Annotated in this window: 22 protein-coding genes; 10 read left to right on the forward strand and 12 right to left on the reverse strand. The window is 60.5% G+C overall.

What is annotated here, in order from left to right; translation table 11 throughout:
* Nucleotides 1-17 precede the first annotated feature (17 nt).
* The 5 genes from AACY49_RS22510 to AACY49_RS22530 all read right to left on the reverse strand — a co-directional run bounded on the left by AACY49_RS22510 (nt 18) and on the right by AACY49_RS22530 (nt 7,644).
* The gene (locus AACY49_RS22510; RefSeq protein ID WP_339526541.1) at nt 18-974 is read right to left on the reverse strand and encodes a TauD/TfdA family dioxygenase; all 957 of its coding nucleotides are present in this window, start codon (nt 972-974) and stop codon (nt 18-20) included.
* Between the two features lie 141 nt (nt 975-1,115).
* Nucleotides 1,116-2,957 carry a carbamoyltransferase family protein gene (locus AACY49_RS22515; RefSeq protein WP_339526543.1) on the reverse strand — a complete coding sequence of 614 codons (1,842 nt, stop codon included), beginning with the start codon at nt 2,955-2,957 and terminating at the stop codon, nt 1,116-1,118.
* Entirely contained in the window at nt 2,954-4,999 is a 2,046-nt protein-coding gene (locus AACY49_RS22520) for an iron-containing redox enzyme family protein (protein ID WP_339526545.1), read from the reverse strand. Before AACY49_RS22520 ends, AACY49_RS22515 begins: the two co-directional genes overlap by 4 nt.
* Before the next feature lie 177 nt (nt 5,000-5,176).
* Nucleotides 5,177-6,226, reverse strand: a complete 1,050-nt coding sequence (locus AACY49_RS22525) for a hypothetical protein (RefSeq protein ID WP_339526547.1) — start codon at nt 6,224-6,226, stop codon at nt 5,177-5,179.
* Nucleotides 6,227-6,924: 698 nt separating this feature from the next.
* A complete protein-coding gene (locus AACY49_RS22530) occupies nt 6,925-7,644 on the reverse strand; it encodes a tellurite resistance TerB family protein (RefSeq protein WP_339526549.1) in 720 nt (239 codons plus the stop codon).
* Nucleotides 7,645-7,809: 165 nt separating this feature from the next.
* Between AACY49_RS22530 and AACY49_RS22535 the strand changes: the two genes are divergently transcribed.
* The 4 genes from AACY49_RS22535 to AACY49_RS22550 all read left to right on the forward strand — a co-directional run bounded on the left by AACY49_RS22535 (nt 7,810) and on the right by AACY49_RS22550 (nt 10,566).
* On the forward strand, nt 7,810-8,181 hold the full coding sequence (locus tag AACY49_RS22535; RefSeq protein WP_258696335.1) for a VOC family protein: 372 nt from the start codon (nt 7,810-7,812) through the stop codon (nt 8,179-8,181).
* A gap of 198 nt (nt 8,182-8,379) precedes the next feature.
* Entirely contained in the window at nt 8,380-9,102 is a 723-nt protein-coding gene (gene pcsA, locus AACY49_RS22540; RefSeq protein ID WP_258696336.1) for a phosphatidylcholine synthase, read from the forward strand.
* 11 nt (nt 9,103-9,113) lie between these two features.
* A complete protein-coding gene (locus AACY49_RS22545; protein ID WP_339526552.1) occupies nt 9,114-9,500 on the forward strand; it encodes a DUF488 domain-containing protein in 387 nt (128 codons plus the stop codon).
* Between the two features lie 139 nt (nt 9,501-9,639).
* Nucleotides 9,640-10,566, forward strand: coding sequence for a universal stress protein (locus AACY49_RS22550; RefSeq protein ID WP_339526554.1), 927 nt, complete (start codon nt 9,640-9,642; stop codon nt 10,564-10,566).
* Nucleotides 10,567-10,708: 142 nt separating this feature from the next.
* On the opposite strand, the gene AACY49_RS22555 is transcribed toward AACY49_RS22550, so the two are convergent.
* From AACY49_RS22555 to AACY49_RS22570, 4 genes are all read right to left on the reverse strand, one after another.
* A complete protein-coding gene (locus AACY49_RS22555; protein ID WP_339526556.1) occupies nt 10,709-11,521 on the reverse strand; it encodes a class I SAM-dependent methyltransferase in 813 nt (270 codons plus the stop codon).
* A gap of 30 nt (nt 11,522-11,551) precedes the next feature.
* Entirely contained in the window at nt 11,552-11,824 is a 273-nt protein-coding gene (locus tag AACY49_RS22560) for a DUF4242 domain-containing protein (protein ID WP_258696340.1), read from the reverse strand.
* A 185-nt stretch (nt 11,825-12,009) separates the two neighbouring features.
* Nucleotides 12,010-13,221 (reverse strand): cytochrome c biogenesis protein DipZ, encoded by a 1,212-nt coding sequence (locus AACY49_RS22565; RefSeq protein ID WP_339526558.1) that lies wholly within the window; start codon nt 13,219-13,221, stop codon nt 12,010-12,012.
* A gap of 143 nt (nt 13,222-13,364) precedes the next feature.
* Nucleotides 13,365-13,628 (reverse strand): DUF2790 domain-containing protein, encoded by a 264-nt coding sequence (locus tag AACY49_RS22570; protein ID WP_339526559.1) that lies wholly within the window; start codon nt 13,626-13,628, stop codon nt 13,365-13,367.
* A gap of 304 nt (nt 13,629-13,932) precedes the next feature.
* Between AACY49_RS22570 and AACY49_RS22575 the strand changes: the two genes are divergently transcribed.
* Together AACY49_RS22575 and AACY49_RS22580 are read left to right on the forward strand one after the other, a co-directional pair.
* On the forward strand, nt 13,933-14,673 hold the full coding sequence (locus AACY49_RS22575; protein WP_320391023.1) for a response regulator: 741 nt from the start codon (nt 13,933-13,935) through the stop codon (nt 14,671-14,673).
* Nucleotides 14,670-15,974, forward strand: a complete 1,305-nt coding sequence (locus tag AACY49_RS22580; protein ID WP_339526560.1) for an ATP-binding protein — start codon at nt 14,670-14,672, stop codon at nt 15,972-15,974. Before AACY49_RS22575 ends, AACY49_RS22580 begins: the two co-directional genes overlap by 4 nt.
* A 155-nt stretch (nt 15,975-16,129) precedes the next feature.
* Here AACY49_RS22580 and AACY49_RS22585 read toward each other — a convergent pair whose 3' ends face one another.
* On the reverse strand, nt 16,130-16,888 hold the full coding sequence (locus AACY49_RS22585) for an HvfC family RiPP maturation protein (protein ID WP_339526561.1): 759 nt from the start codon (nt 16,886-16,888) through the stop codon (nt 16,130-16,132).
* Nucleotides 16,881-17,720 (reverse strand): HvfB family MNIO-type RiPP peptide maturase, encoded by an 840-nt coding sequence (locus AACY49_RS22590; protein WP_339526563.1) that lies wholly within the window; start codon nt 17,718-17,720, stop codon nt 16,881-16,883. Before AACY49_RS22590 ends, AACY49_RS22585 begins: the two co-directional genes overlap by 8 nt.
* A gap of 300 nt (nt 17,721-18,020) precedes the next feature.
* Between AACY49_RS22590 and AACY49_RS22595 the strand changes: the two genes are divergently transcribed.
* On the forward strand, nt 18,021-19,067 hold the full coding sequence (locus AACY49_RS22595) for a class I SAM-dependent methyltransferase (RefSeq protein WP_339526593.1): 1,047 nt from the start codon (nt 18,021-18,023) through the stop codon (nt 19,065-19,067).
* Between the two features lie 153 nt (nt 19,068-19,220).
* On the opposite strand, the gene AACY49_RS22600 is transcribed toward AACY49_RS22595, so the two are convergent.
* The gene (locus AACY49_RS22600) at nt 19,221-20,120 is read right to left on the reverse strand and encodes a LysR family transcriptional regulator (protein WP_339526565.1); all 900 of its coding nucleotides are present in this window, start codon (nt 20,118-20,120) and stop codon (nt 19,221-19,223) included.
* A gap of 254 nt (nt 20,121-20,374) precedes the next feature.
* Between AACY49_RS22600 and AACY49_RS22605 the strand changes: the two genes are divergently transcribed.
* From AACY49_RS22605 to AACY49_RS22615, 3 genes are read left to right on the forward strand one after another with little or no spacing between them, the layout of a single operon-like run.
* Nucleotides 20,375-21,073, forward strand: a complete 699-nt coding sequence (locus AACY49_RS22605) for a CoA transferase subunit A (RefSeq protein WP_258696344.1) — start codon at nt 20,375-20,377, stop codon at nt 21,071-21,073.
* Nucleotides 21,074-21,109: 36 nt separating this feature from the next.
* Nucleotides 21,110-21,775: a CoA transferase subunit B gene (locus tag AACY49_RS22610; protein WP_258696345.1), complete on the forward strand. Its 666-nt coding sequence runs from the start codon at nt 21,110-21,112 to the stop codon at nt 21,773-21,775.
* 11 nt (nt 21,776-21,786) lie between these two features.
* Nucleotides 21,787-22,968, forward strand: a complete 1,182-nt coding sequence (locus AACY49_RS22615; RefSeq protein ID WP_339526568.1) for an acetyl-CoA C-acetyltransferase — start codon at nt 21,787-21,789, stop codon at nt 22,966-22,968.
* Nucleotides 22,969-23,001 lie beyond the last annotated feature (33 nt).

The raw sequence follows: 23,001 nt of genomic DNA on the forward strand, positions 1-23,001 counted from the left end.
TTTTTTGAAGCAAAGGATCAACTGCCGTACACCCTACGCAGCCAGCGCGCCTTGCCGTTGAGCAAAGGCTGGAACGCCTTGCGTCGGTGCAGCACGCGGGCATTTTTGAAAATGAAGAAGTCGCCTGGCTGCAGCACCACCTCTATACCCTGGGCGTCACGCAGGCACTGGCGCAGCAGCGCAAGAGCCTTTTCGCTGTCCAAGTCGAGCGCGGCCACGATGCCATCGTCAAAGCGCAGGCGATAACCGCCAGCGTCCTGCTCCAGCACCGGCAGCACCCTCGGCTGGCCATCGAAGCCCTCGTTGGAGGCAGGGGCACCAAAGGTGTAGGCAGCCTTCTGCAACTGGGCGATCGCCCAGGTGGGCAGCCGTGAAAGAACATGATCCACACAAACAATGTCGGTGGAGGCCCCTTCAAAGTTGCGCACGGCGGTGAAGGCCAGGAAGTTCGGCACGGCGGTCGCGACACTTCGGCTTTGATCGGCGAAGGGCCAGTTGGGGTTGTCGGTGTGCCAGAAAAACTCCACATCGGCGCCCCAGGAACTCGTGGTGCCCGCAGCCTCCGGGACCGGAACGACGTTTCTGACCAGCTTGCCGAAGTTTTCATACTCGACGGCATGCGGCCTGACACCCAGCAGTCGCAGCATGCCAAAGTGCAGCAGATCGAAATCAAGAACGCACTCGGCATTGGGCAGGAAGCCATTGCGTGGCGTCGCGATGTCCGTCGAGAGCGAAATGCCTCTGATCAGCAGCGCTTTGTGCGGGCTGGCAGGAAATGCGCGAATCGCCTCGACGATATCCCGTCCCAACACGGTGCCGAGCCAGTCCCCGCCGACTGTTCCCACACTGTCAGCGCAGTGTGGCGTTTCGGCCAGCCTCACGCGACAGTGCTCCAGCCCGGTCAGGTCGGGATCATTGACGACCATCTCCTGTACCAGCGAAGCCTCCTGAACATCCATGGCCATGACGCTCATGATTTGCGGTTCAGATATGAGGTGACCTTGGGGTCCGGACGATGGGCGAACGCCTTGGTTCGCCGGATAAACATCCCCAACGGCAGGATCAGGTAGAGCAGAACATAATCCATAGTGCGCCTTCCCTAGTGTATGAAATAGTTAATCCAGCGGTACTGTCTCGCGCCAGTCGACCGCTTCCTCAAACTGAGGCTGCTCCGATTTATCGAGATAGAAATCGCCAATCGCCAGTACATCCATATTGGTACGCATGAAGCAGCGATAAGCTTCGAACGGCGTGTTCACAATGGGCTCACCGCGCACGTTGAACGAGGTGTTGACCAGTACAGGACACCCCGAACGCTGGTAGAAGCGTTCAAGCAGCGCCCGGAACCGCGGGTTGCGCTCCCGGTCCACGGTCTGCACCCTTGCCGAGAAGTCCACGTGGGTAATTGCTGGCAGATCGCTGCGCACCAACTTGAGCAAGTCGATACCGGTAAGCCGCGCACTCTCCTGAGGGATCGCCTTGCGAATGCCCTTTGCAATGGGCGAGACCACCAGCATGTAGGGGCTTTCCTCGACGATGTCGAAGTAGTCAGCCGCTTTTTCCTCAAGCACCACGGGAGCGAAGGGCCGGAAGGATTCGCGAAACTTGATGCGCAGGTTCATGTTTGACTGGGTGTCCGAGCGGCGCGGATCACCCAGGATCGAACGGCTGCCAAGTGATCGCGGACCGAACTCCATCCGCCCCTGGAACCAGCCGATGACCCCGCCGTCCTCTATGCTGGTGCTCACCCGCTGGTCGAGCTCTTCCTGCGAAAGCCTGTGAAAAACAGCGCCGCAGGCTTCCAGTTCGTCCCTGATCTGCTCCTCACTGTACTCCGGCCCGAGCAATGCTCCGCTCATGCCATCACGCACGCCAGCAGGTAGCTCGCGGCTTGCTACGCGGCGATGCGTGCGGTCTGTCAGCAGCGCGGCGCCCAGCGAGCCACCCGCATCGCCAGCCGCCGGTTGCACCCACAGTCGGTCGAACGTTCGCTCACGCGAGATCACGCCGTTGGCTACGCAGTTAAGGGCAACGCCCCCGGCCATGCATAGCGCTGTCTCGCCAGTGAGTTCACGGGCGGTCTTGGCCAGGCGCGAAACAACGATTTCCGTGACTTTCTGCACCGATGCCGCCAAATCGAATTCGCGATCGGTAAGGGGGGCCTCGGGCAAGCGCCGGGGGCCTCCGAACAGCTGCTCAAAGGCATCGCCCGTCATGACCTGGCCCTTGATGAACTCGAACTTGGTCCAGTCGAGTCTGAAGCTGCCATCGGGCTTCACATCGATCAGATGCGAGAGGATCGTGTCGACGTAGTAAGGCTTGCCATAAGGCGCAAGTCCCATGAGTTTGTATTCGCCGGAGTCCACCTTGAAGCCGCAGAAATAGGTGAAGGCCGAGTAGAGCAAGCCCAGCGAATGGGGAAAGGACAACTCTGCGACCAGCTCGATGCCTTCTGGCTTACCGTGCCAGAGAGTGGTCGTCGCCCATTCGCCGACACTGTCGATACACAGGATCGCGGCGCTCTCGAACGGACTGGGGAAGAACGCCGATGCAGCGTGGGACTCGTGGTGGCCATGCACTTCGATTCGGCGACCGTCCCGGTCTCCCATCGCGCTGAGATGACGCACAACCTCACGGTCCATTCGGCGCTTGGTTGATAGCCATTCGCCAAGCACCGGTGCATAGGTGCGCGCTGCCGAAAACCCGGCCACGGCTGCCGTCGAGAGCACCCGACGGAACTTGAGCGCCGGGTCTTCGTAATAGGCGACATGGTCGACATCGGCCAGGTTTATACCTGCGTACGTCAGGACATACTCAATGGCCTTACGCGGAAAACCCGGGTCATGCCGGATCCGGCTGAAGCGCTCTTCCTGGGCCGCGGCGACGATCTTGCCGTCCACAACCAGAGTGGCCGCGCTGTCGTGATAAAAGGCAGAAATGCCAAGCGTAACCGTCATAGCAGCGACCTCACTTTTTCGCGAAACTTATCCAGCATTGTTTGCTCCCTGGGTGGATTGAGCGCGACGAATCCATTACGGACGCGCGCCCAAAGTTCTTCACGGTCACGTCGAGAAAATGCGCAAAGGTAGGTATCCAGACTCGCGGCAGCCCATGCCGTATGCCCGGTGGAGATGTTGTCGATGGAGTTGTGCAGATCGACGAACATCGTCGGATAGCCGTAGGCGACCAACGCCTTGTGGGTACGCCGATAACCGCCACCTACACCGGATAGCTCCATCGCCAGGTTCAGCCCGAGAATCTCCGGGCAGTAGGTTTGGGGATACCGTCCGATTGACAACCAGAACACGGGCAGCTCGAAGTCCTCGTCGTTGAAGCACGTTGCGTTGGCGTATCCAGGGTCGGCGGTGGCCGGCAACTCGCCATGTACTGCCTTGAGCAGATGGCGGTAGATAACGGGATGGTTCTGCGCCTCGATTCCGTTGCCCAACTCATCGAAAAGCGTTTCGAACAGCCGGCTGCCATACGCCGTGGAGGCTACCGCCGGGTGGGCGAACCCGGCCAGCCAAGCCCCGTCGATCATTGTCAGCGGCGCCAGGGACAGGATATCGGCGACCACCTCATCGCGAGACGGCAGCTCTTCGTCCTGCCCCAGTGCCTGGTTGGAAGCTTCATGCTGGCCCTGCAACCACTGCTGCAAGACACCGGGAGCCCAATGCTCCGGCAACGAGCAACGCCCCTTGGCGACGCCATGGGCGGCCCGGGCCAGCCAGCTCTTCACGTAGTGACCGGCATAGGACTCATCTGACGGCGCGAGCTCCATGCGCAACATGCGCGGGTAGGCCTCTCGTGGGCTCAAACTGGCGACTAACGCTTGGGGTTCAGCGTCCTCGCGAATAGCCCCGGCGAGTATTCCGTCGTCTTTCCATACCTGGAAAGCCGCAGGCTGCATGGGCGCATCGGCGTAAGGCAAGCCGCAGATCCAGCGGTGAAGAATGGCAATATCGTCGCGACTGAAGATTCGGAACATCTTGCCCCGCGGCGAAATCAGGCTGGTGAGCAGTGGACTCGATTCCGGCTTGCCCGCCCGCACGTAGGTGCTGGCGGCAAGATGATCGAGGAACGTCAAGGAGTCGTCGACCGCGAGCAAGGGCTTCATCGGCACCTTATTCAGCCGTGTCTTGTCATGGTATTGGCAAGCATCCAGCCGACGTCGGCTGATCAGGTGGCGTGCCGCCTCTCTCGGATCGAGCCAGCGCTCAAGCACATTGAGCAGTGCTCCGTTCATCTCCTCGACTTGCCAGCGCGCCCACAGGTAGCCTTGGCGTACCCCAACGTTTGCGGCCGGTCCCATCTGCCCGAGAAATTCCCGGACGGCCACTTCAGCGAGCACGGCGAGATCATCGGTATGACCGGCGGGGTCGTGACGCAAATCGAGAAATTGGCGGGTGGACGGCTCATTGTTGGCAATGAACTCGAACGCGGGCAGCAGCCCGCAATGGCGCAGGTAAAGGTTGACCCCCAGGATCTGGGCCGTCAGCGACTCCGGGAAATGCCCCAATACGACCAGGGCCGAGGCACAGTTGAAGGCTCCGTCCGAGATCCTTGGGTCGGCCACTGCTCGCAAGAGATCTTCGCCAGCATCTGCCAGCGCGTGCTGACGCAGCAATTCCTGGTAGCGCTGGATACGACTGGCCCCCGGTTGACCGGCACCCACATCCGCCGCATGGATACGCAGCGCTGCCATGGCATGGCGCGCTTCATTATTCCAGCTACCACAGACCCCATGAATCAGGTGCTGGCTGCCGATCAGAAAGGGAGCCGACTCCAGCGCCGCCTTGGCACGCAGCGCCTGGGCATCTGCTTCGTTCGTCTCGATTGCCTGTGCCAACCTTCGGAATCCGTCGCGCAATGGCCCAAGCCGTTCGCATGCCACACTCGCCAGCCCCGCCAAGGCCGTCGCGCTGGCGAAGTCGAGGTCTGCCAAGTCCGTCCCCTGCACCGCATCCAGGCACGTGCGCAGGGTGACGGGCGTGAACATGCGCCTCGCCTCTCCTCCGGTCTCTGCCCCGAGGAAACTGGAAAAAATTTGCCTATTAGTCTTCATCAGTGCATTGGATATATGGAGGAATTGTTTTTCTTCTTGGACTTTTTCTTTTTCTTGAACAAAGAACCAAGTGCCTTGCGAATTCGCTTGAACATAGAGCCTCCTAAACTTTCACTGCAGGTATCGATGAATGGTGCGTGCTGCGACATCACTGCCAAGGTCGGTAAAGTGCGCGCGATCTACGAAAAGCCATTCATCGCCCGGACGTTCTCTAAAATCATCGATCAAACTGGCAAATCGAATGCCTAAACCATGACAACCATTGGCCAAGTTATCAGCGTAATATTCCGCGACGTCGGGAACGGATATATCGCCATACAAATGCTGCCAAGTGCCAAACCGGGAAATTCGATCAAGTTCAGCGAACAGTTTCTGCTCTTCGGCGCACGGTGTTCTTGCCCAAGTCGCCAAGGGCTGGAGAACAAACGTAAGTTCCGCACCCAAGGAATCCGCGAGTCGCTTCCAAGTAGTCAGACGATTTAGGGTGTCTTGTGTGGCGCGTGCCAGAGTTTGCGAAACTGGCGGAACTTCGGTCGTTTCGGCAGGCCACTTTGGAAGTTTGCTTGGCGGCAGTTCTGCGCCATTCTCTTCAGCAATTTCATCAAACTTTTCGTAATAGTCGCCGCAGAAGTAGAACGGCGGCAGATCACCCCGAATGAACTCGGGAAGACGCGCCATGACCAGCGTATTGAAGCCCCCCATGATCACGATCTTCCGCACTTTGGGCAGTCGATGGGCATGCAGCATGAATAGCATCAATTCCTGGGTCGCATTAAAGGTATGCCCAGCAAAATTCAGCCATGGCGTACCGTCGGGATCATACGTGGACAGGCGGCTCGCTAGCGAGGCGGCATCACTGGAAGCCCCGTAACCCAAGGCTGTTGAGGCCCCGACCAGCAAATTTACCGCGGACGGCGCGCCGGCCTCCAGGGTGCCGACACTGATCAGCCGGCCTTGCGCATCATGGGCCAGGCGAAATCCGAGCCGATCGGTATTGATCGATTCCGAACGGTAGTCGGCGGCATTGAAACCCATCACATAAGGCAGGTACTGGGAACGACTGCGACTGGCGAATTGATCGTAGGCGAGCATCTGGGGTGTCAACTTCACACGTTCCAGACTGGGATCATCCAGTGCGATGCGCTTGCGTCTTTTAAACATGGCCAAGCCACTCCTTTAGCGAGAATCAGAATTCCATTTGATCAGCCAATTTTTTTCGGGGCGAACGACGCCATCAATTTCGAATCTTTAATATCGAAAGTGCGAATTGGCTAATCACGACCCACGACAAACCATGCATCATAAGTTTTGGCTATTACCAACCTAAACTGTTAGATGCATGAAAGTCGAAATCAATTAAAACCGTATGCGAGCGATAAAGTTCACATCGCAATGCGACGAGGCGGGAAATTCAGTGATGACTGTAGCGAGGTACAATATGAAGGTATTGCATGCTGCAATACGGCGATATGGATAGCTTCCATGCATTGTATCGTCCCTTTACTTTTATTCTTCTCGGCCCCTCAGAGGGGACTCGTGCGAACGATTCTAGACATTGAATCCCAGATGTCAAATGAAAGTACCTGCATTTCATCTATTGGGAAAAAATATTCATGAACGGGTGTGCAAAATCAACAACCCCTTTGAATACCCGGCCATTAATGCCATTAAAATGACAGCATTTATGGAAGCCAGGTTCTGCCGAACAGACGGGTTTATGCAAGGACACCTCAATGAATAAAGGCGGAACCACACGCCCCCTGATTAACGAACGCCATTTCCGTAGGGGAGCTGGCGCAGGCTGCAATCTTTTGAATTTCAGCGGTTCCGAAAATGCTAAAGATCAAAAGGGAGCACGTTCAGGCCGTGCCGCCCTTGGCCTGTTGCTCCAGGTGCAGCTGCAACTCGGGATCGATCTTCAGCGCAGCCGCCAATTCATCCAGATAATTGCGTTCGGCGTCCTGCTGATCATCCACCAACATCACGCTGGCCAGGTACATCTCGGCGGCCATGCCCGGATCCTGAGCGGACTGCGCCACATCGGCAGCATCCAGTGGCCGGGCGACTTCGTCATCGAGCCATTGCTGCAGCTGCGGATCGTCGGTATGGCGGCCGATTTCGGTGCTGATCATTTGCTTCTCGGCATCATCGATGCGCCCATCGGCCTTGGCGGCGGCGATCAAGGCACGGAGGATGGCGTGGCTGTGGTCTTCGATTTCCGGGCCAGACAACAGATCAACGGTGCGCGGCGCCTGTTGTGGTGCCGAGGCCTGGCTGCGTTGCCAGGCCTGATACGCCTGGAACGCCATCATCCCCAAAGAGGCCAATGCTGCGTAGTTGGTACCGCCCGATCGCGTTTGCGTCGAACCGCCCACGGGTGAACCGCCGCCCAGCAGCCCCCCGAGCAAACCGCCCAGGCCTCCGCCCGCACTGGCACCCGCGCCGCGCCCTAACAGACCACCAAGCAACCCGCCAAGATCGCCCAAACCTCCTTGAGCTGACGCCGCACCGCCACCTTGTTGCGACGGCGAGCCCTGACCGGCCCGCAGTAATTGTTCGAGCAGATCGCTGGTGTTCATGACGACATCCTCATCAATGGGCGAAAGTCAGTCAGGCAACAATAGCCCTCGTCGGACATTACGCCAGCGCCGTCTGGCTGACATTAAAAGGCGCCCGCTCACACTCCTGACAGAAACTGACACTGCCTCCTTTTATGCTGCGTCCACCTTGAATGGAGCAGCCCTATGATCACTCCCCGTTACATTTTGCTTTTCGTGGAAAACCCCGCCATCAGTGCACGATTCTATGAGTTTCTGCTCGAACGCAAGCCCGTGGAAGAGTCGCCGACCTTCGCTCTGTTTGTCCTGGATGGCGGCTACAAGCTGGGACTCTGGTCGCGGCACACCGCCGAACCTGCGGTGGGTGCGACGGGCGGCGGGACCGAACTGGCGTTCCCGGTGGAAACCGCCGAACAGGTCGATGCCCTGTTTGCCGATTGGAGCGCTCTCGGGCTGACCATGGTGCAAACGCCAACAGAGCTCGACTTCGGTCGTACCTTCGTCGCGCTTGACCCGGATAACCATCGGCTGCGCGTGTTCTACCCCTCACTGAGCTGACACCCGTCGCGACATCGGTCAACGCTCAATACGTGCCCCGGAGATTTCCGGGGTATTTTTTTGCGCGGCGTCTAAGATTCAAAGGTGGTGAACCTTATCCCCGAAAATCCGGTCGATACCTGCTACCCGACCCGGTTTGCCGACGCCCTCAACAGGAGGGTGATAACCGGCTTGCTTCACTTTCTGGAGAACGCCCCCGTGATATCCGCCGTACACATCGCCAGGCTCAAAGCGTGGGGCGCCCATGGTTTTACCGCCACCGGCGTGGTCACTGCCTTCCTCGCGACCCTCGCCTTGCTGGAGAACCAACCCACCAATTGCCTGCTGTGGCTGGGCGTGGCGCTGATCGTCGATGGCCTGGACGGCGCACTGGCGCGCAAGGTCAATGTGCAGTCGGTGCTGCCAAGTTTCGACGGTTCGATCCTCGATCTGGTGATCGACTACCTGACCTATGTGTTTATCCCGGCGCTGTTCATCTACCGTTACATCCCGTTGCCGGACTACACCCTGCTGCTGACCGTGTCGCTGATTCTGGTGTCGTCGCTGTTTTGCTTCTGCAACGTCAACATGAAGAGCAAAGACAACTACTTCCAGGGCTTCCCCGCCGCGTGGAACGTGGTTGCGCTATGCCTGTACATCATCGATCCGTCGCCGTGGATCACCTTGCTCACGGTCATCGGCCTGGCACTGTTGACCGTGACCCGAATGAAGTTTTTGCACCCGTTCCGCGTGCGTCGATTCATGCCGATCAACATTGCCGTGACGGCCATCTGGCTGCTGTGCAGCTTGTCGCTGGTGGTCAACCACCCGGTCATCAACCCGCTGGTGATGGGCCTGTGGCTGCTGATGTCGGCGTACTTCCTGGGAATCTGCATCTGGCGCACCGCGCTGGAGTGGTTCGACAGCTCGCGGCTCAAGTAGGCACTGCGATCATGCCCATCCATATCGTGCGACTCGGTTCACCCCGCTCCGCCAACGAAGGCCTGCGCCTGGGCACCGTACGCCGCCCGCCTCGTGGCGTGCCGAAGGCCGAATTTGCCAGTCGTGATTTTTATGATGTGTGGCAACCGCTGCTGTCTCCCAGCCCCGAGTTGGTGGCCGAAGCCAAAGCGGCAGACGATGCCAAAGCCTGGGAGGCCTTCAAGCGCAAGTTCAAGGCCGAAATGAACCATCCCGCACCCAGCCAGTTGCTCGACCTGCTGGCCGCCCTCTCCCATCAAACGTCGCTGGCCGTGGGGTGTTATTGCGAAGACGAGGCGCACTGCCACCGTTCCGTATTACGGGAACTACTGGCGGCACGGGGCGCACAGATTGTTTAAATAAGATAAGCACCACAAATCCCCTGTAGGAGCGGGCTTGCTCGCGAAGGCGCCCCTGAGACTGATCATGGTCAATAATTAAAAGATTGAGATGTATTGAACGACCACCGTCTGCTCATTTACCCACGGGAGGTTTGTCATGTCTGGTCAATCGCGTTTCATGCTGGTCGTCTCACCCCTGATGGAACACAGCCCCGCCTTCGACCGGGCCGCGGCGCTGGCCAAGGCCGAGAGTGCGGCCCTGCACATCGTGGCCTTCGACTATCTGGAAGGCCTGGCGACCGCCAGCCTGGTCAACGAAAAGGCCCTGGAACAGATGCGCCTGGGGTACGTCGAGCGCCACCGTCAGTGGCTTGAGGAACAGGCCCGCCCCTTGCGCAAGATCGGTGTGCACGTCACCACCGAGGTGGCCTGGGTCGAACATCCGCTGGAGGAAATCCTGATTCACCTCAAAGAGCAGCCGATGGACGTGCTGATCAAGGCGCTGGAACATCAATCGCGGCTGTCGCGACTGGTGTTTACCCCTCTCGACGTGCATCTGCTGCGTGAGTGCCCGGTGCCGCTGCATTTCGTCAGCCATGCCAAGCATGCATTGCCGCGCAAGATCGTCGCGGCGGTCGATCCCTTCCATCGTGATGATCAATACAAAAGCTTCAACGACCGGATTCTGCACGAAGCATCAAAACTGGCGAGCGCCTGCAATGCCGAGCTCGATGTGGTCTACGCCTATGACCCTTCATCCATCAGCGCGGACGAATTCAACTTCGATAACGGTTCGGCGTTCTTCACTTCCGGCAAGGCCAAGACCCTGTTCGACTTCCAGGAGGACGCCTTCAACGAACTGGCCGCACGCAACGGCATCGCGCCGGAACAACGACACATGATCATGGGCAATCCGACCAAGGTGCTGACCCGCTATGCCGATACCTATGACGTCGACGTGATTGTCATGGGCCGGATCGGCCATCGCGGCATGGGCCGGTTGATCGGCAGCACGGTGGAACATGTGTTGTACAAAATGCCGTGCAGCGTGTGGGTGGTGTACACCGAGCGGCTGGATGAGTAATTGCGCCCGCATGCGGTCCCCTGTAGGAGCTGCCGAAGGCTGCGATCTTTTGATTTTGATTCTCGACGACCTCCAGATCGCAAAAGATCAGGATCAAAAGATCGCAGCCTTCGGCAGCTCCTACATGGACCGCGTCAGAGGTTTAACGCCGTGTGATCACCACCTCCAGATATTCACTGGGCACCACCAGCGACCGCTCTCCCGCTCGATTCAGGCGATTGAGCAGTTCGGTCAGGTCGCTTTCCAGCGCCGCGCCCCCTTCGGGTGGCAGGGTCGCAAAGGCCTTGTGAACCGGGCCATACCAGGTGCGGAAAATGTCGATGAAATGGGCGGCCGAGCGGTAGCGGAAGTTGAATAACCGCCGTGTCACCTGGAGTAGAAAGTCGCGCTGATCGAACTGCGAGTGCAACCAGGCTTCGGAGCCCCAGTTGGAAGGCGGTTGAGCCCCCACGGGTGGCGGCATGTGGCGACCCAGGGTCTTGAACATCTGGCCGACGAAGCCTTCAGGCGTCCAGTTGGCAAGGCCGATCCGCCCGCCAGGACGGCACACCCGCGCCAGTTCCGCGGCGGCCTTGGGCTGATCCGGGGTAAACATCACGCCGAAGGTCGAGAGCACGGCATCGAAGCTGGCGTCTTCGAACGGCAGGGACTCGGCATCGGCCACCTGAAAGGTCACGTCCAGGCGCTCGGCCCGGGCGCGGTCTTCACCCCGTTCAAGCAGCTTGGCCACGTAGTCGGTGGACGTGACCTTGCAGCCCCGACGCGCGGCGGCGAGCGTTGCGTTACCGTTGCCGGCGGCGACGTCCAGCACGAGCTCATCACAGAGCAGGTCGCAGGCTTCGGCCAGTTGTTCGCCGACAATCTGTAAGGTGGTGCCGATCACGGCGTAGTCGCCGCTGGCCCACGCAGTCATCTGACGGTTTTTCAGGGCAGTGAGGTCAATGGGTGTGCTCATGAAGTCAGCTCCATCGCAGGTTGGCCCGGCTTACTCCGCCGTGGTGGGATCGATGATGCTCATGACTCGGGAAACGCTGTTGATAGGAAAACCACCCTGTTTGGCGTGCTCCCTGATGAGTTCTTCATTCGGCGCGATGTACACGCAATAAATCTTGTCGCCAGTGACGTAACTCTGCTGCCATTGCACTTCTGGCCCCAACCCGCGCAACACATCGCAGGATTTTTGCGAGATCGCTTTGAGTTCCTGTTGCGGCAGTGCGCCGGCCCCCGGAAGCTCGCGCTCAATAATGAACTTAGGCATGACAATCTCCCTTGCATGATCGTGATGGCAGAGTCGAGAGTGACCCCGTCCACAAACTAAAGCTCCCGGATACGTATCCGTCCTGCCCGGTCGTCCGGCAGTCCCACGAAATGCACCGCTCTCCGATGCATGGTCGCCCCTCCGTAACGCCGCATTAACAGGTTGGCTTGCGTCGCCGAAACGGGTTACACCGCAGGCGCCTTGGCCTCTTTCAGCAGCTGCTGAATCAATTGCTCCTGAGTCTCGTAACGGCCCTCGCCAAAGTGGCTGTAACGCACCTGCCCCTTGGCATCGATCAGGTAATGTGCGGGCCAGTACTGGTTATCGAAGGTGCGCCAGATCGTGTAGTTGTTATCGATCGCCACCGGGTAGGTGATGCCCAGTTTTTTCACCTGATCGCGGACGTTGTCGATGATGCGTTCGTAACCGTATTCAGGGGTGTGCACGCCGATCACCACCAAGCCGTCCTTCTGATATTTCTTCGCCCAGTCCTTCACGTAGGGCAAGGTGTGCTGGCAGTTGATGCAGTCATACGTCCAGAAGTCCACCAGCACCACTTTGCCACGCAGGGCATCGTTGCTCAGCGCTGGCGAGTTGAGCCATTCGACCGCGCCGGAGAGTGACGGCATCACACCTTTGGCCGAGTCCACGCTCGAGTCGGCCTTGACCTTGCTGACCAGGTAATCGACCACTTTCGGCACGGTTTCCAGCACCTGCCGTTCCACCGTGGTAACGCCTTCGGACGAGGTGCCCGCAAGCAGCCTGTTGTCGGTTCCGGTGGCGATGACCGCCGCCGCGACCAACACCGCAGCACCGGCACCGCGACGCAGCCAGCCGGTGACTGGAATCGACGGTCTCAAGCGATTGACCAGGCCGCGACCGGCAAAGACCAAGGTGCCCAGGGACAACGCGCTGCCCAGGCCATACGCCACCAGCAACAGGCTGGCCTGGGCGTTGGCGCCTTGCAGCATCGCGCCGGTGAGGATCACTCCGAGGATCGGCCCGGCACACGGTGCCCAGAGCAGCCCCGTGGCGACGCCGATCATCACCGAGCCCAGCGGGCCGGACATTTTGCGGGTGTCGGGGTCGAGGCGATTGCCCAGCAGCACCAACGGACGCGCCAGCCAGCCGCCGATGCGGACGGAGATCAGCGACAGTGCAAACAGCACCATCACGATCAGCGCCACATGGCGGCCGGTGTTGTTGGCTTGTACCACCCAGTCACTGCTGACCACGGCCAGGCTGGAGATCAGGGCGAAGGTCAGGGCCATGCCGCCGAGGGTGAGCAGGATCGAAGAGCGTGTGCGTTCAACACCGGCAAACAGAAACGGCACGACCGGGAGGATGCAGGGGCTGAGGACGGTCAAAATGCCGCCCAGGAATGCGATGAGAAACATGGGATTACCTTGAGAGTACGAGTCCCATGTGGGAGCGAGCCTGCTCGCGATAGCGATCTGACGGTCACATAGAGGTTGAATGTGCTGCCGTCATCGCGAGCAGGCTCGCTCCCACACTGGAACCGTGGGGGGATACAGAGGACTCAGTTGTTTTCGTTGCAGTCATCCGCGAATTTACGGTAGTCCAGCACCTGGGTCTTGCCCTGGGAATCCAGGTAGGTCATCCGGGCATTCACAATCCCGCAGGAAGGCGTGGTGTCCTGTTTCATCGACAGCACTTTCTGGATGTCCAGGTACGTGCCGTAGTTGTAGGTTTGGGGGGTAACGTCAGCTTCGGCCCGGGCCGACAAAGTGCAGATGTTCAGGGCGGCAAACAGGCAGGCGGCGTAGACGGCTTTGGTGTTCATGGTGGTTTCCTGAAGGCTTCAATGGGGCAATCGTTGATTGAGCCGAGGCGGTTGGGTCTGCCTCGATGGAACCTATTAGAAGCCCGGGAGGTATCCCGTCTGTGTCCGGAACAAGCGCGGAGACATCGCTACGTATCAGCGCCGGCTCGCGATACACAGCGATACAAAACCCCCTGAAATCGGCTGTTTTTGCCTCCCCGTGTATCCGCCGATACGCCAGATACACTGCAATACAAACGGCGGCGGGCGAGCGGGCCCAGGCCCGATAGACTGCATCACCACTCCACTCAAGAGGCTTGGCCCCATGGAACACGTCGATCACATTCTCATCGTGGACGATGACCGCGAGATCCGGGAACTGGTAGGCAACTACCTGAAGAAGAATGGCCTGCGCACCACCGTGGTGGCGGATGGACGGCAGATGCGCGCGTTTCTGGAGACCACGCCGGTGGACCTGATCGTGCTCGACATCATGATGCCGGGCGACGATGGCCTGCTGCTCTGCCGCGAGCTGCGCGCCGGCAAACACAAGGCCACGCCGGTGCTGATGCTCACCGCGCGCAACGATGAAACCGACCGCATCATCGGCCTGGAAATGGGCGCCGACGATTACCTGGTCAAACCGTTCGCCGCCCGTGAATTGCTCGCCCGCATCAACGCCGTGCTGCGGCGTACGCGGATGCTGCCGCCCAACCTGGTGATCACCGAAAGCGGTCGCCTGCTGGCGTTCGGGCGCTGGCGCCTGGACACCTCGGCCCGGCATCTGCTGGACGAGGACGGCACGATGGTCGCCCTCAGCGGCGCGGAATATCGCTTGCTGCGGGTATTCCTGGATCATCCTCAGCGGGTGCTCAATCGCGACCAGTTGCTCAACCTGACCCAGGGCCGCGACGCCGACCTGTTCGACCGCTCCATCGATTTGCTGGTCAGCCGCTTGCGTCAGCGCTTGCTGGACGACGCCCGGGAACCGGCCTACATCAAGACCGTGCGCAGTGAAGGTTATGTGTTTTCCCTGCCGGTGGAAGTGCTCGGTGCGCCGTCATGAACCTGGCGCAGCACTGGCCCCGCACGCTGGCCTCGCGGTTGTCGCTGATTTTCCTGATTGGCTTGATCCTCGCTCAGGCACTGTCCTTTGGCGCTCAGTACTACGAGCGTTACGAGAGTTCGAAAAACACCATGCTGGGCAACCTGGAAACCGACGTCTCGACCTCGCTCGCCATCCTCGACCGCTTGCCCGCCGACGAGCGCGCGAACTGGCTGCAACGTCTGGAACGCGCCAACTATGGCTATCTGCTGAATGAAGGCTCGCCGGGCACGCCCATGGCGTCCAGCGATGTGCCGATTGCAGTGATCTCGATTCAGGACGCCATCGGCCATGATTACCCGCTGACCTTTACCGACATCCCAGGCCCGAAGAAACACTTCCAGGCCCACCTGACACTGAAGGACGGCAGCCCCGTCACCATTGACGTGCGGCCTTCGATGGTGCCGTTGTCGCCATGGTTACCGGCGGTATTGCTGGGGCAACTGGCGCTGCTGATCGCCTGCACCTGGCTGGCCGTGAGAATCGCCATCCGTCCCCTCACCCGCCTCGCCCAAGCGGTAGAAACCCTCGACCCCAACGCTCACGCCGTGCACCTGGATGAAAAGGGCCCGACCGAAGTCGCCTACGCCGCCCGGGCGTTCAATGCGATGCAAGCGCGCATTGCGGCCTATCTCAAGGAACGCATGCAACTGCTGGCGGCGATTTCCCACGACCTGCAAACCCCGATCACACGCATGAAACTGCGTGCCGAATTCATGGACGACTCCAGCGAAAAAGACAAACTGTGGAACGACCTCGGCGAGATGGAACACCTGGTGCGCGAAGGCGTGGCCTATGCCCGCAGCATTCATGGTGCCACTGAGGAAAGTCGCCGCACCGATCTGGATTCGTTCCTCGACAGCCTGGTGTTCGACTATCAGGACATGGGCAAAGCGGTGCAGCGGGGCGGCAAAAGCGCAGCCGTGATTAACACCCGGCCGCATGCCTTGCGACGGGTGCTGGTGAACCTGGTAGACAACGCACTGAAGTTCGCCGGCGCGGCAGAGCTGTGGGTGGAAACGAAGGCGGACGGCGGCTTGTCGGTGAAGGTGATGGACCGTGGGCCGGGGATTGCCGAAGAGCAATTGGCGCAGGTGATGGAGCCGTTCTACCGCGTGGAGAATTCGCGTAATCGCAGCACCGGCGGGACCGGGTTGGGGTTGGCGATTGCGCAGCAATTGGCTATCGCGATTGGAGGATCGTTGAGGTTGAGCAATCGCGAGGGCGGTGGGTTGTGTGCAGAGCTGACGTTACCGGTGTAGCGAGCACAGTAAGCGACAACACCACGAATCCAATGTGGGAGCGAGCCTGCTCGCGATGGCGTAGTGTCAGCCAACATCGATGTTGGATGTGCTGGCCTCATCGCGAGCAGGCTCGCTCCCACAGGGATATTGGGTGGTTGGGGGATTGCGTGCGGTCAGGCTGCTATGCCGGTCACCCCTTCCCCGTGCATCTGCCGCAACAACGCCAACCCACTGTCAATAAACTCCGGCGACCCAACCATCCCCGCCTCCATCGCCAGCCCTTCCAGCTGCGCTCGGCCATTTAGCTGAGGAAACTCTCCGATCCGCTGCAACAACCGCCACGCCAACGGGCTCAATTCGGAGAAACGCACACTCCAGTCTTCGGCCCGACGAACCAACAGCAACGTCGGCTGAGCCGGCAACGCTTGCGGGCGGTAATCCGGCCCCACCCATTGCACCGGCCAGCCATACGCCAACGGCCAGGCCAGCGGCGAAACCTGCAACGGTCGATCCAGCAGCAACCCGGCATCGCTGGCTGGAAACGGCTCGGCCCCGGATTGTTGCAGCACCATTTCGACCCATTCGTAATGCGCCAGCTCGACCATGAATGGCGGCCACGGTCCATCGCTCAACGCCAGCGGCTCAGTGGCCAGGAACTCGACAAACTCCCGGGCGATCTCGCCGAACTTTGGCGTTTGAGCACGGTGGTCCCGCAGGAAGATCCGCACCAGAGAACGCCAGTCACCGTCGCCCAGTATCTTCACCAATACTGGAAAGGTGCTACTGAGCAACGACGACAGGTTCGAGAACACCAGGTCGCGATAAACCTGCACCCGCGCCACGTCCATCCCGGCGGGCGGCGCGCAGTGGTCGGGGTCGCGCAGGTAGCGAGTCAATGTGTCTTGCTGCTGATACAGCGTCGGCTTATCCACGGTTCGACGCCTCCTCTTGCAGTCGGCGAATGGTCTGCAACTCGCTCACCAATTCAGCGAACGCCGGGTAATTGAAGTCCCGTTCAAGCAACGTCGGTTGTACACCGAACCGCGCATACGCCTCGGCCAGCAGCGACCAGACCACCGGTTTGACCGAGGCGCCGTGGGTGTCGATCTTCAAGGTGTCTGTCTCGTCAAAATGCCCGGCCACATGCATCGCGACCACTCTCCCCGCGTCGACGCCGGCCAGAAACATGTGCGGATCAAAACCGTGATTGATCGAGTTGACGTAGACATTGTTGACGTCCAGCAGCAGGTCGCAATCGGCTTCACGCAACACGGCGTTGGTGAACGTCAGTTCGTCCATGTCCTGCTGCGGCGCAGCGTAGTAGGAGACGTTTTCCACCGCCAGACGCCGACCGAGGATGTCCTGGGACTGGCGAATTCGGGCGGCGACGTGGTGCACCGCTTCTTCGGTAAACGGCAACGGCAGCAGATCGTAAAGATGCCCGTCATCGCTGCAGTAGCTCAGGTGTTCGCTGTACAGCGGCACCTTGTAGTGATCGAGGAAAACCCGCACCTCTTGCACAAACCCGACGTCCAGCGGCGCCGGCCCGCCCAACGACAAGGACAAGCCGTGACAGGACAACTGATAACGCTCGGCCAGGGCGCGAAACGCCGCGCCGTGAGCGCCGCCGACGCCGATCCAGTTTTCCGGCGCGACTTCCAGAAAGTCGAAAGCGCCCTCCGGGGCCGCTTGCAGGTCCTTGATCAAACCGCGGCGCAAGCCTAGCCCGACGGTCGCCGGTGCTGATGTGAGGGGAATCTGCATGGTGTCGATCTCATCCGGTCTGGTCCGGTCTCCAGCGCCTGAACACTCAGTGCCGGCCGGCAGGCCCAGTTAAGCGACGCGGTGTGTCGGGGCTGTGTGCGCAAACGGCCATTTTTCAGAGAACTGTATCGGACAGGCAGCCAGATACAGTGGGATACACGAACTAGACTTGTTGATTACCCCCGAAGGGGGAGCCAGGACGCGGGTATCGTCCTGTTCATTCCCACGATCACCGCCCAGAGGGGCATGCCTCGACAAACAATGCCTGCGGACCGTGATCCTGCTGAAGGAGCACACATGATGGACGAGGCCAGACTCAATGATTTCATGGGCAAACTGGTAAACGACATGGGCGGCGCGGCGATGCTCGCCAACGTCATCCTCGGCGAAGAGCTCGGCCTGTACCGGGCCATGGCCGACAGTCAGCCAGTCACCCCCGAAGCACTCGCCGCGAAGACCGGCTGCAACACCCGCCTGCTGCGTGAATGGCTCAGCGCCCACGCCGCCTCCGGTTACATGGAACACCACAACGGCCAGTTCCGCCTGCCCGAAGAGCAAGCCCTGGCGCTGGCGATCGAAGATTCACCGGTCTATGTGGCCGGCGGTATCGGCGTGGTTGCGTCGTTTTTCCATGACAAGGACAAACTGGTCAACGCCATGCGCGGCAACGGTGCCCTGCCCTGGGGCGATCACCATCCGTGCATGTTCAGCGGCACGGAACGCTTCTTCCGCCCAGGGTACAAGGCGCATCTGGTCAGTGAATGGCTGCCGGCCCTCGATGGGGTGGTCGCCAAACTGGAGGCCGGCGCGAAGGTGGCAGACATCGGCTGCGGCCACGGCGCCTCGACCGTGATCATGGCCCAGGCATTCCCGGATTCGCGGTTCGTCGGTTTCGACTACCACGCACCCTCCGTCACTGTCGCCACCCAGCGCGCCGAAGAAGGTGGGGTGGCCGGCCGGGCGAGGTTCTTCCAGGGCACCGCCAAGAGCTATCCGGGCGACGACTATGACCTGATCTGCTACTTCGACTGCCTGCACGACATGGGTGACCCGGTCGGCGCCGCGCGGCATGCCTATGAATCGCTCAAACCCGACGGCACGGTGCTGCTGGTGGAGCCTTTCGCCAACGACACCCTCGACGAAAACACCACCCCGGTGGGACGGCTGTTCTACGCCGCCTCGACCTTTATCTGTACGCCTAACTCGCTGTCCCAGGAAGTCGGCCTCGGGCTCGGTGCCCAGGCGGGCGAAGCACGGTTGCGCAAGGTCTTCACCGAGGCGGGGTTCACCCAGTTCCGGCGGGCCACGGAAACGCCGTTCAACCTGATACTGGAGGCGCGGAAATAGAGGCAGGCCATCTGCCCGGGTGATCCGCCAGCAACTGGCGAAACCCAATTCCTGTGGGAGCGAGCCTGCTCGCGATGGCGGTGTGTCAGGCAGTATCTATGTTGAATGTGCCGCCCCCTTCGCGAGCAGGCTCGCTCCCACAGGGGAATGTTGTCATCGCGCGGAGAGGCGCTCGCCGAGGTTTTCGGCCTTGAGAATATCGAACAGCGCCTGCGCCGCCGCCGACAGTTCATGCCCCGTCGTCAGCACTCCGATCGCCCGCTCCACCACCGGATCGCGCAGGGTAATGCAACGCGCGCCCAGCTCGCGCATCTGCCCGGCGCACAACGCTGGCACCGCGCTCACGCCCAATCCGCTGGCCACCATCCGCCCGACCGTCGCCAACTGATGACTTTCAAACTCCACCGGCAATTTCATGCCCCGCGACTGCAAGTGCTCTTCGAGCATCACCCGCACCGTGGACGGTCGCTGCAAGGTAATGAACGGTTCCTTGAGCAAGGTCTGCCAATCGATATCGCCCAGGTCCGCCAGCGGTGAATCAAGTGGCACCACCGCCACAAACCGGTCGATGTACAACGGCGTGAACACCAGCGACGAACTCTGGGTCGGTTCAAACGCCACGCCCAATTCCACCTGGCGGTCGCGAACCATTTCCAGCACCTGCTCGTTGATCACGTCGTTCACCGTGACGTTGACCTTGGGATAACGCGCGCGAAAGGTCTTGAGGATCGGCGGCAGCAGGTTGCCGGCAAACGACGGCATCGCCGCCAGGGTCACGCGGCCACGCTGGAGGGTGAAGCGTTGCCGGAGTTCATCCTCGGCGTTGTCCCAATCCGCGATCAACCGGCGAGCCAATGGCAGCAGCGATTCGCCTTCCGCGGTCAGTGCGACGTTGCGGGTATTGCGCGTGAACAGGCGCCCGCCCAGGCCCTCCTCCAGCGCCTTGATGGTCAGGCTCAACGCCGACTGGGACAGGTGCAGCCGCTCGCAAGCCACGGCAAAACTCAAACTCTGGGCCACGGCCAGAAACGCACGGATCTGTTTAACGGTCATGGCCACTGCCTCCAACGTCATACGCACTCAATGCAGGAGCTGCCGAAGGCTGCGATCTTTTGATCTTGATTCTCGACGAACGCCAGATCGCAAAAGATCAAAATCAAAAGATCGCAGCCTGCGGCAGTTCCTACAACTAGTGAGTTTTATCTATCAATCAACCTTAAAAATCAACTTAACAAATAAATCCTCCAGCGCGACACTCCCTCCCCATCCGGCTAGCCAGCCGCCCACAAAGAATAAAAGAGGTGCATATGGCAGGGTTCGACAAGCGCGTGTATTCCTATGAGGAAGCGATGGCCGGTCTTGAAGACGGCATGACCGTGATCTCCGGCGGCTTCGGCCTGTGCGGGATTCCGGAAAACCTCATCGCCGAGATCAAGCACCGAGGCACGCGCGACCTCACCGTAGTGTCCAACAACTGCGGCGTCGACGGTTTCGGCCTCGGTGTGCTGCTGGTAGACCGGCAGATCCGCAAAGTGGTGGCCTCCTACGTCGGCGAAAACGCACTGTTCGAAAAGCAGCTGCTGAGCGGCGAAATCGAAGTCGTCCTGACCCCCCAAGGCACCCTCGCCGAAAAAATGCGCGCAGGCGGTGCCGGCATCCCGGCGTTCTTCACCGCCACCGGCGTCGGCACTCCGGTGGCCGAAGGCAAGGAAGTGCGGGAATTCAAGGGTCGCAAGTACCTGATGGAAGAATCCATCACCGGTGACTTCGCCATCGTCAAAGGCTGGAAAGCCGACCATTTCGGTAACGTGGTCTATCGCCACACCGCCCAAAACTTCAACCCGCTGGCCGCCACCGCCGGCAAGATCACCGTGGTCGAAGTCGAAGAAATCGTCGAACCCGGCGAGCTGGACCCGTCGCAGATCCACACCCCTGGCATCTACGTCGACCGGGTCATTTGCGGCACGTTCGAGAAGCGCATCGAACAGCGCACCGTGCGTAAGTGATCCCCTGCCCCCGGACCGAATGAAGGAATAACAACAATGGCACTTTCCCGCGAACAAATGGCTCAGCGCGTCGCCCGCGAAATGCAGGACGGCTACTACGTGAACCTCGGCATCGGCATTCCGACCCTGGTCGCCAACTACATCCCCGAAGGCATGGAAGTCATGCTGCAATCGGAAAACGGCCTGCTCGGCATGGGCGCCTTTCCGACCGATGCCGAAGTCGACGCCGACATGATCAACGCCGGCAAGCAAACAGTGACCGCGCGAATTGGCGCCTCGATTTTCTCGTCCGCCGAATCGTTCGCGATGATTCGCGGCGGCCACATCGACCTGACCGTGCTGGGCGCGTTTGAAGTGGACGTCGAAGGCAATATCGCCTCCTGGATGATCCCTGGCAAACTGGTCAAGGGCATGGGCGGCGCGATGGACCTGGTGGCCGGTGCGGACAATATCATCGTCACCATGACCCACGCCTCCAAGGACGGCGAGTCGAAACTGCTGCCCCGTTGCAGCCTGCCGCTGACCGGTGCCGGTTGCATCAAACGCGTGCTGACCGACCTGGCCTACCTGGAAATCCACAACGGCGCGTTCATTCTCAAGGAACGCGCGCCAGGCGTGAGCGTCGAGGAAATCGTCGCCAAGACCGCGGGTAAACTGATCGTGCCTGACCACGTCCCGCAAATGCAGTTCGCTGCCCAGTGAGGAATCCTTCCATGCAAGAAGTCGTGATTGTTGCCGCCACTCGCACTGCCATCGGCAGCTTCCAGGGGGCGCTGGCGAATGTATCCGCGGTTGACCTCGGTGCTGCGGTGATCCGTCAACTGCTGGCGCAGACCGGGCTGGACCCGGCGCACGTCGATGAAGTGATCATGGGCCAGGTGCTGACCGCCGGTGCCGGGCAGAACCCCGCGCGCCAGGCCGCGATCAAGGCTGGCCTGCCCTTCGCCGTGCCGGCCATGACCCTGAACAAGGTCTGTGGTTCGGGCCTCAAAGCGCTGCATCTGGCGGCGCAGGCGATTCGCTGCGGCGACGCCGAGGTGATCATCGCCGGCGGCCAGGAAAACATGAGCCTGGCCAATTACGTCATGCCCGGTGCCCGCACGGGGTTGCGCATGGGTCACGCACAGATCGTCGACACCATGATCAGCGACGGCTTGTGGGATGCGTTCAACGATTACCACATGGGCATCACCGCCGAGAATCTGGCCGAGAAGTACAACCTCACTCGTGAGCAGCAGGATGCGTTCGCGGCCGCTTCTCAGCAAAAAGCCGTGGCCGCCATCGAGGCCGGGCGGTTTGCCGACGAAATCACCCCGATCCTGATCCCGCAGCGCAAGGGCGATCCGGTTGCCTTCGCCACCGATGAACAGCCTCGGGCCGGCACCACCGCCGAATCCCTGGGCAAACTGAAAGCGGCCTTCAAGAAGGACGGTTCGGTGACTGCCGGCAACGCGTCTTCGCTGAACGACGGTGCCGCCGCCGTGCTGCTGATGAGCGCCGAAAAAGCCAAGGCCCTCGGCCTGCCGGCGCTGGCAAAAATCGCCGCTTACGCCAACGCGGGCGTCGACCCGGCGATCATGGGCATCGGCCCGGTCAGCGCCACCCGTCGTTGCCTGGACAAGGCCGGCTGGTCCATCGATCAACTGGACCTGATCGAAGCCAACGAAGCCTTCGCCGCGCAATCTTTGGCGGTGGCCAAGGATCTGGAATGGGACCTGAACAAAGTCAACGTCAACGGTGGCGCCATTGCCCTGGGCCACCCGATCGGTGCTTCGGGTTGCCGGGTGCTGGTGACGTTGCTGCATGAAATGATCAAGCAGGACGCCAGGAAAGGTCTGGCGACGTTATGCATCGGCGGAGGCCAAGGCGTGGCACTGGCCATCGAAAGAGCTTAAAAGCTTCGCGAGCAAGCCCGCTCCCACAGGGGA

Origin of the sequence: Pseudomonas sp. EL_65y_Pfl2_R96 (assembly GCF_963970905.1) — a bacterium.
In the GTDB taxonomy this organism is placed as follows: domain Bacteria; phylum Pseudomonadota; class Gammaproteobacteria; order Pseudomonadales; family Pseudomonadaceae; genus Aquipseudomonas.

Coding starts and splice junctions, on each gene's coding strand:
- AACY49_RS22580 (WP_339526560.1), top strand. CDS start 14,670: ATGAACCTGGCGCAGCACTGGCCCCGCACGCTGGCCTCGCGGTTGTCG.
- AACY49_RS22575 (WP_320391023.1), top strand. CDS start 13,933: ATGGAACACGTCGATCACATTCTCATCGTGGACGATGACCGCGAGATC.
- AACY49_RS22605 (WP_258696344.1), top strand. CDS start 20,375: ATGGCAGGGTTCGACAAGCGCGTGTATTCCTATGAGGAAGCGATGGCC.
- AACY49_RS22595 (WP_339526593.1), top strand. CDS start 18,021: ATGGACGAGGCCAGACTCAATGATTTCATGGGCAAACTGGTAAACGAC.
- AACY49_RS22545 (WP_339526552.1), top strand. CDS start 9,114: ATGCCCATCCATATCGTGCGACTCGGTTCACCCCGCTCCGCCAACGAA.
- AACY49_RS22560 (WP_258696340.1), bottom strand. CDS start 11,824: ATGCCTAAGTTCATTATTGAGCGCGAGCTTCCGGGGGCCGGCGCACTG.
- AACY49_RS22555 (WP_339526556.1), bottom strand. CDS start 11,521: ATGAGCACACCCATTGACCTCACTGCCCTGAAAAACCGTCAGATGACT.
- AACY49_RS22510 (WP_339526541.1), bottom strand. CDS start 974: ATGAGCGTCATGGCCATGGATGTTCAGGAGGCTTCGCTGGTACAGGAG.
- AACY49_RS22515 (WP_339526543.1), bottom strand. CDS start 2,957: ATGACGGTTACGCTTGGCATTTCTGCCTTTTATCACGACAGCGCGGCC.
- AACY49_RS22610 (WP_258696345.1), top strand. CDS start 21,110: ATGGCACTTTCCCGCGAACAAATGGCTCAGCGCGTCGCCCGCGAAATG.
- AACY49_RS22565 (WP_339526558.1), bottom strand. CDS start 13,221: ATGTTTCTCATCGCATTCCTGGGCGGCATTTTGACCGTCCTCAGCCCC.
- AACY49_RS22600 (WP_339526565.1), bottom strand. CDS start 20,120: ATGACCGTTAAACAGATCCGTGCGTTTCTGGCCGTGGCCCAGAGTTTG.
- AACY49_RS22520 (WP_339526545.1), bottom strand. CDS start 4,999: ATGTTCACGCCCGTCACCCTGCGCACGTGCCTGGATGCGGTGCAGGGG.
- AACY49_RS22615 (WP_339526568.1), top strand. CDS start 21,787: ATGCAAGAAGTCGTGATTGTTGCCGCCACTCGCACTGCCATCGGCAGC.
- AACY49_RS22530 (WP_339526549.1), bottom strand. CDS start 7,644: ATGAACACCAGCGATCTGCTCGAACAATTACTGCGGGCCGGTCAGGGC.
- AACY49_RS22525 (WP_339526547.1), bottom strand. CDS start 6,226: ATGTTTAAAAGACGCAAGCGCATCGCACTGGATGATCCCAGTCTGGAA.
- AACY49_RS22550 (WP_339526554.1), top strand. CDS start 9,640: ATGTCTGGTCAATCGCGTTTCATGCTGGTCGTCTCACCCCTGATGGAA.
- AACY49_RS22590 (WP_339526563.1), bottom strand. CDS start 17,720: ATGCAGATTCCCCTCACATCAGCACCGGCGACCGTCGGGCTAGGCTTG.
- AACY49_RS22535 (WP_258696335.1), top strand. CDS start 7,810: ATGATCACTCCCCGTTACATTTTGCTTTTCGTGGAAAACCCCGCCATC.
- AACY49_RS22570 (WP_339526559.1), bottom strand. CDS start 13,628: ATGAACACCAAAGCCGTCTACGCCGCCTGCCTGTTTGCCGCCCTGAAC.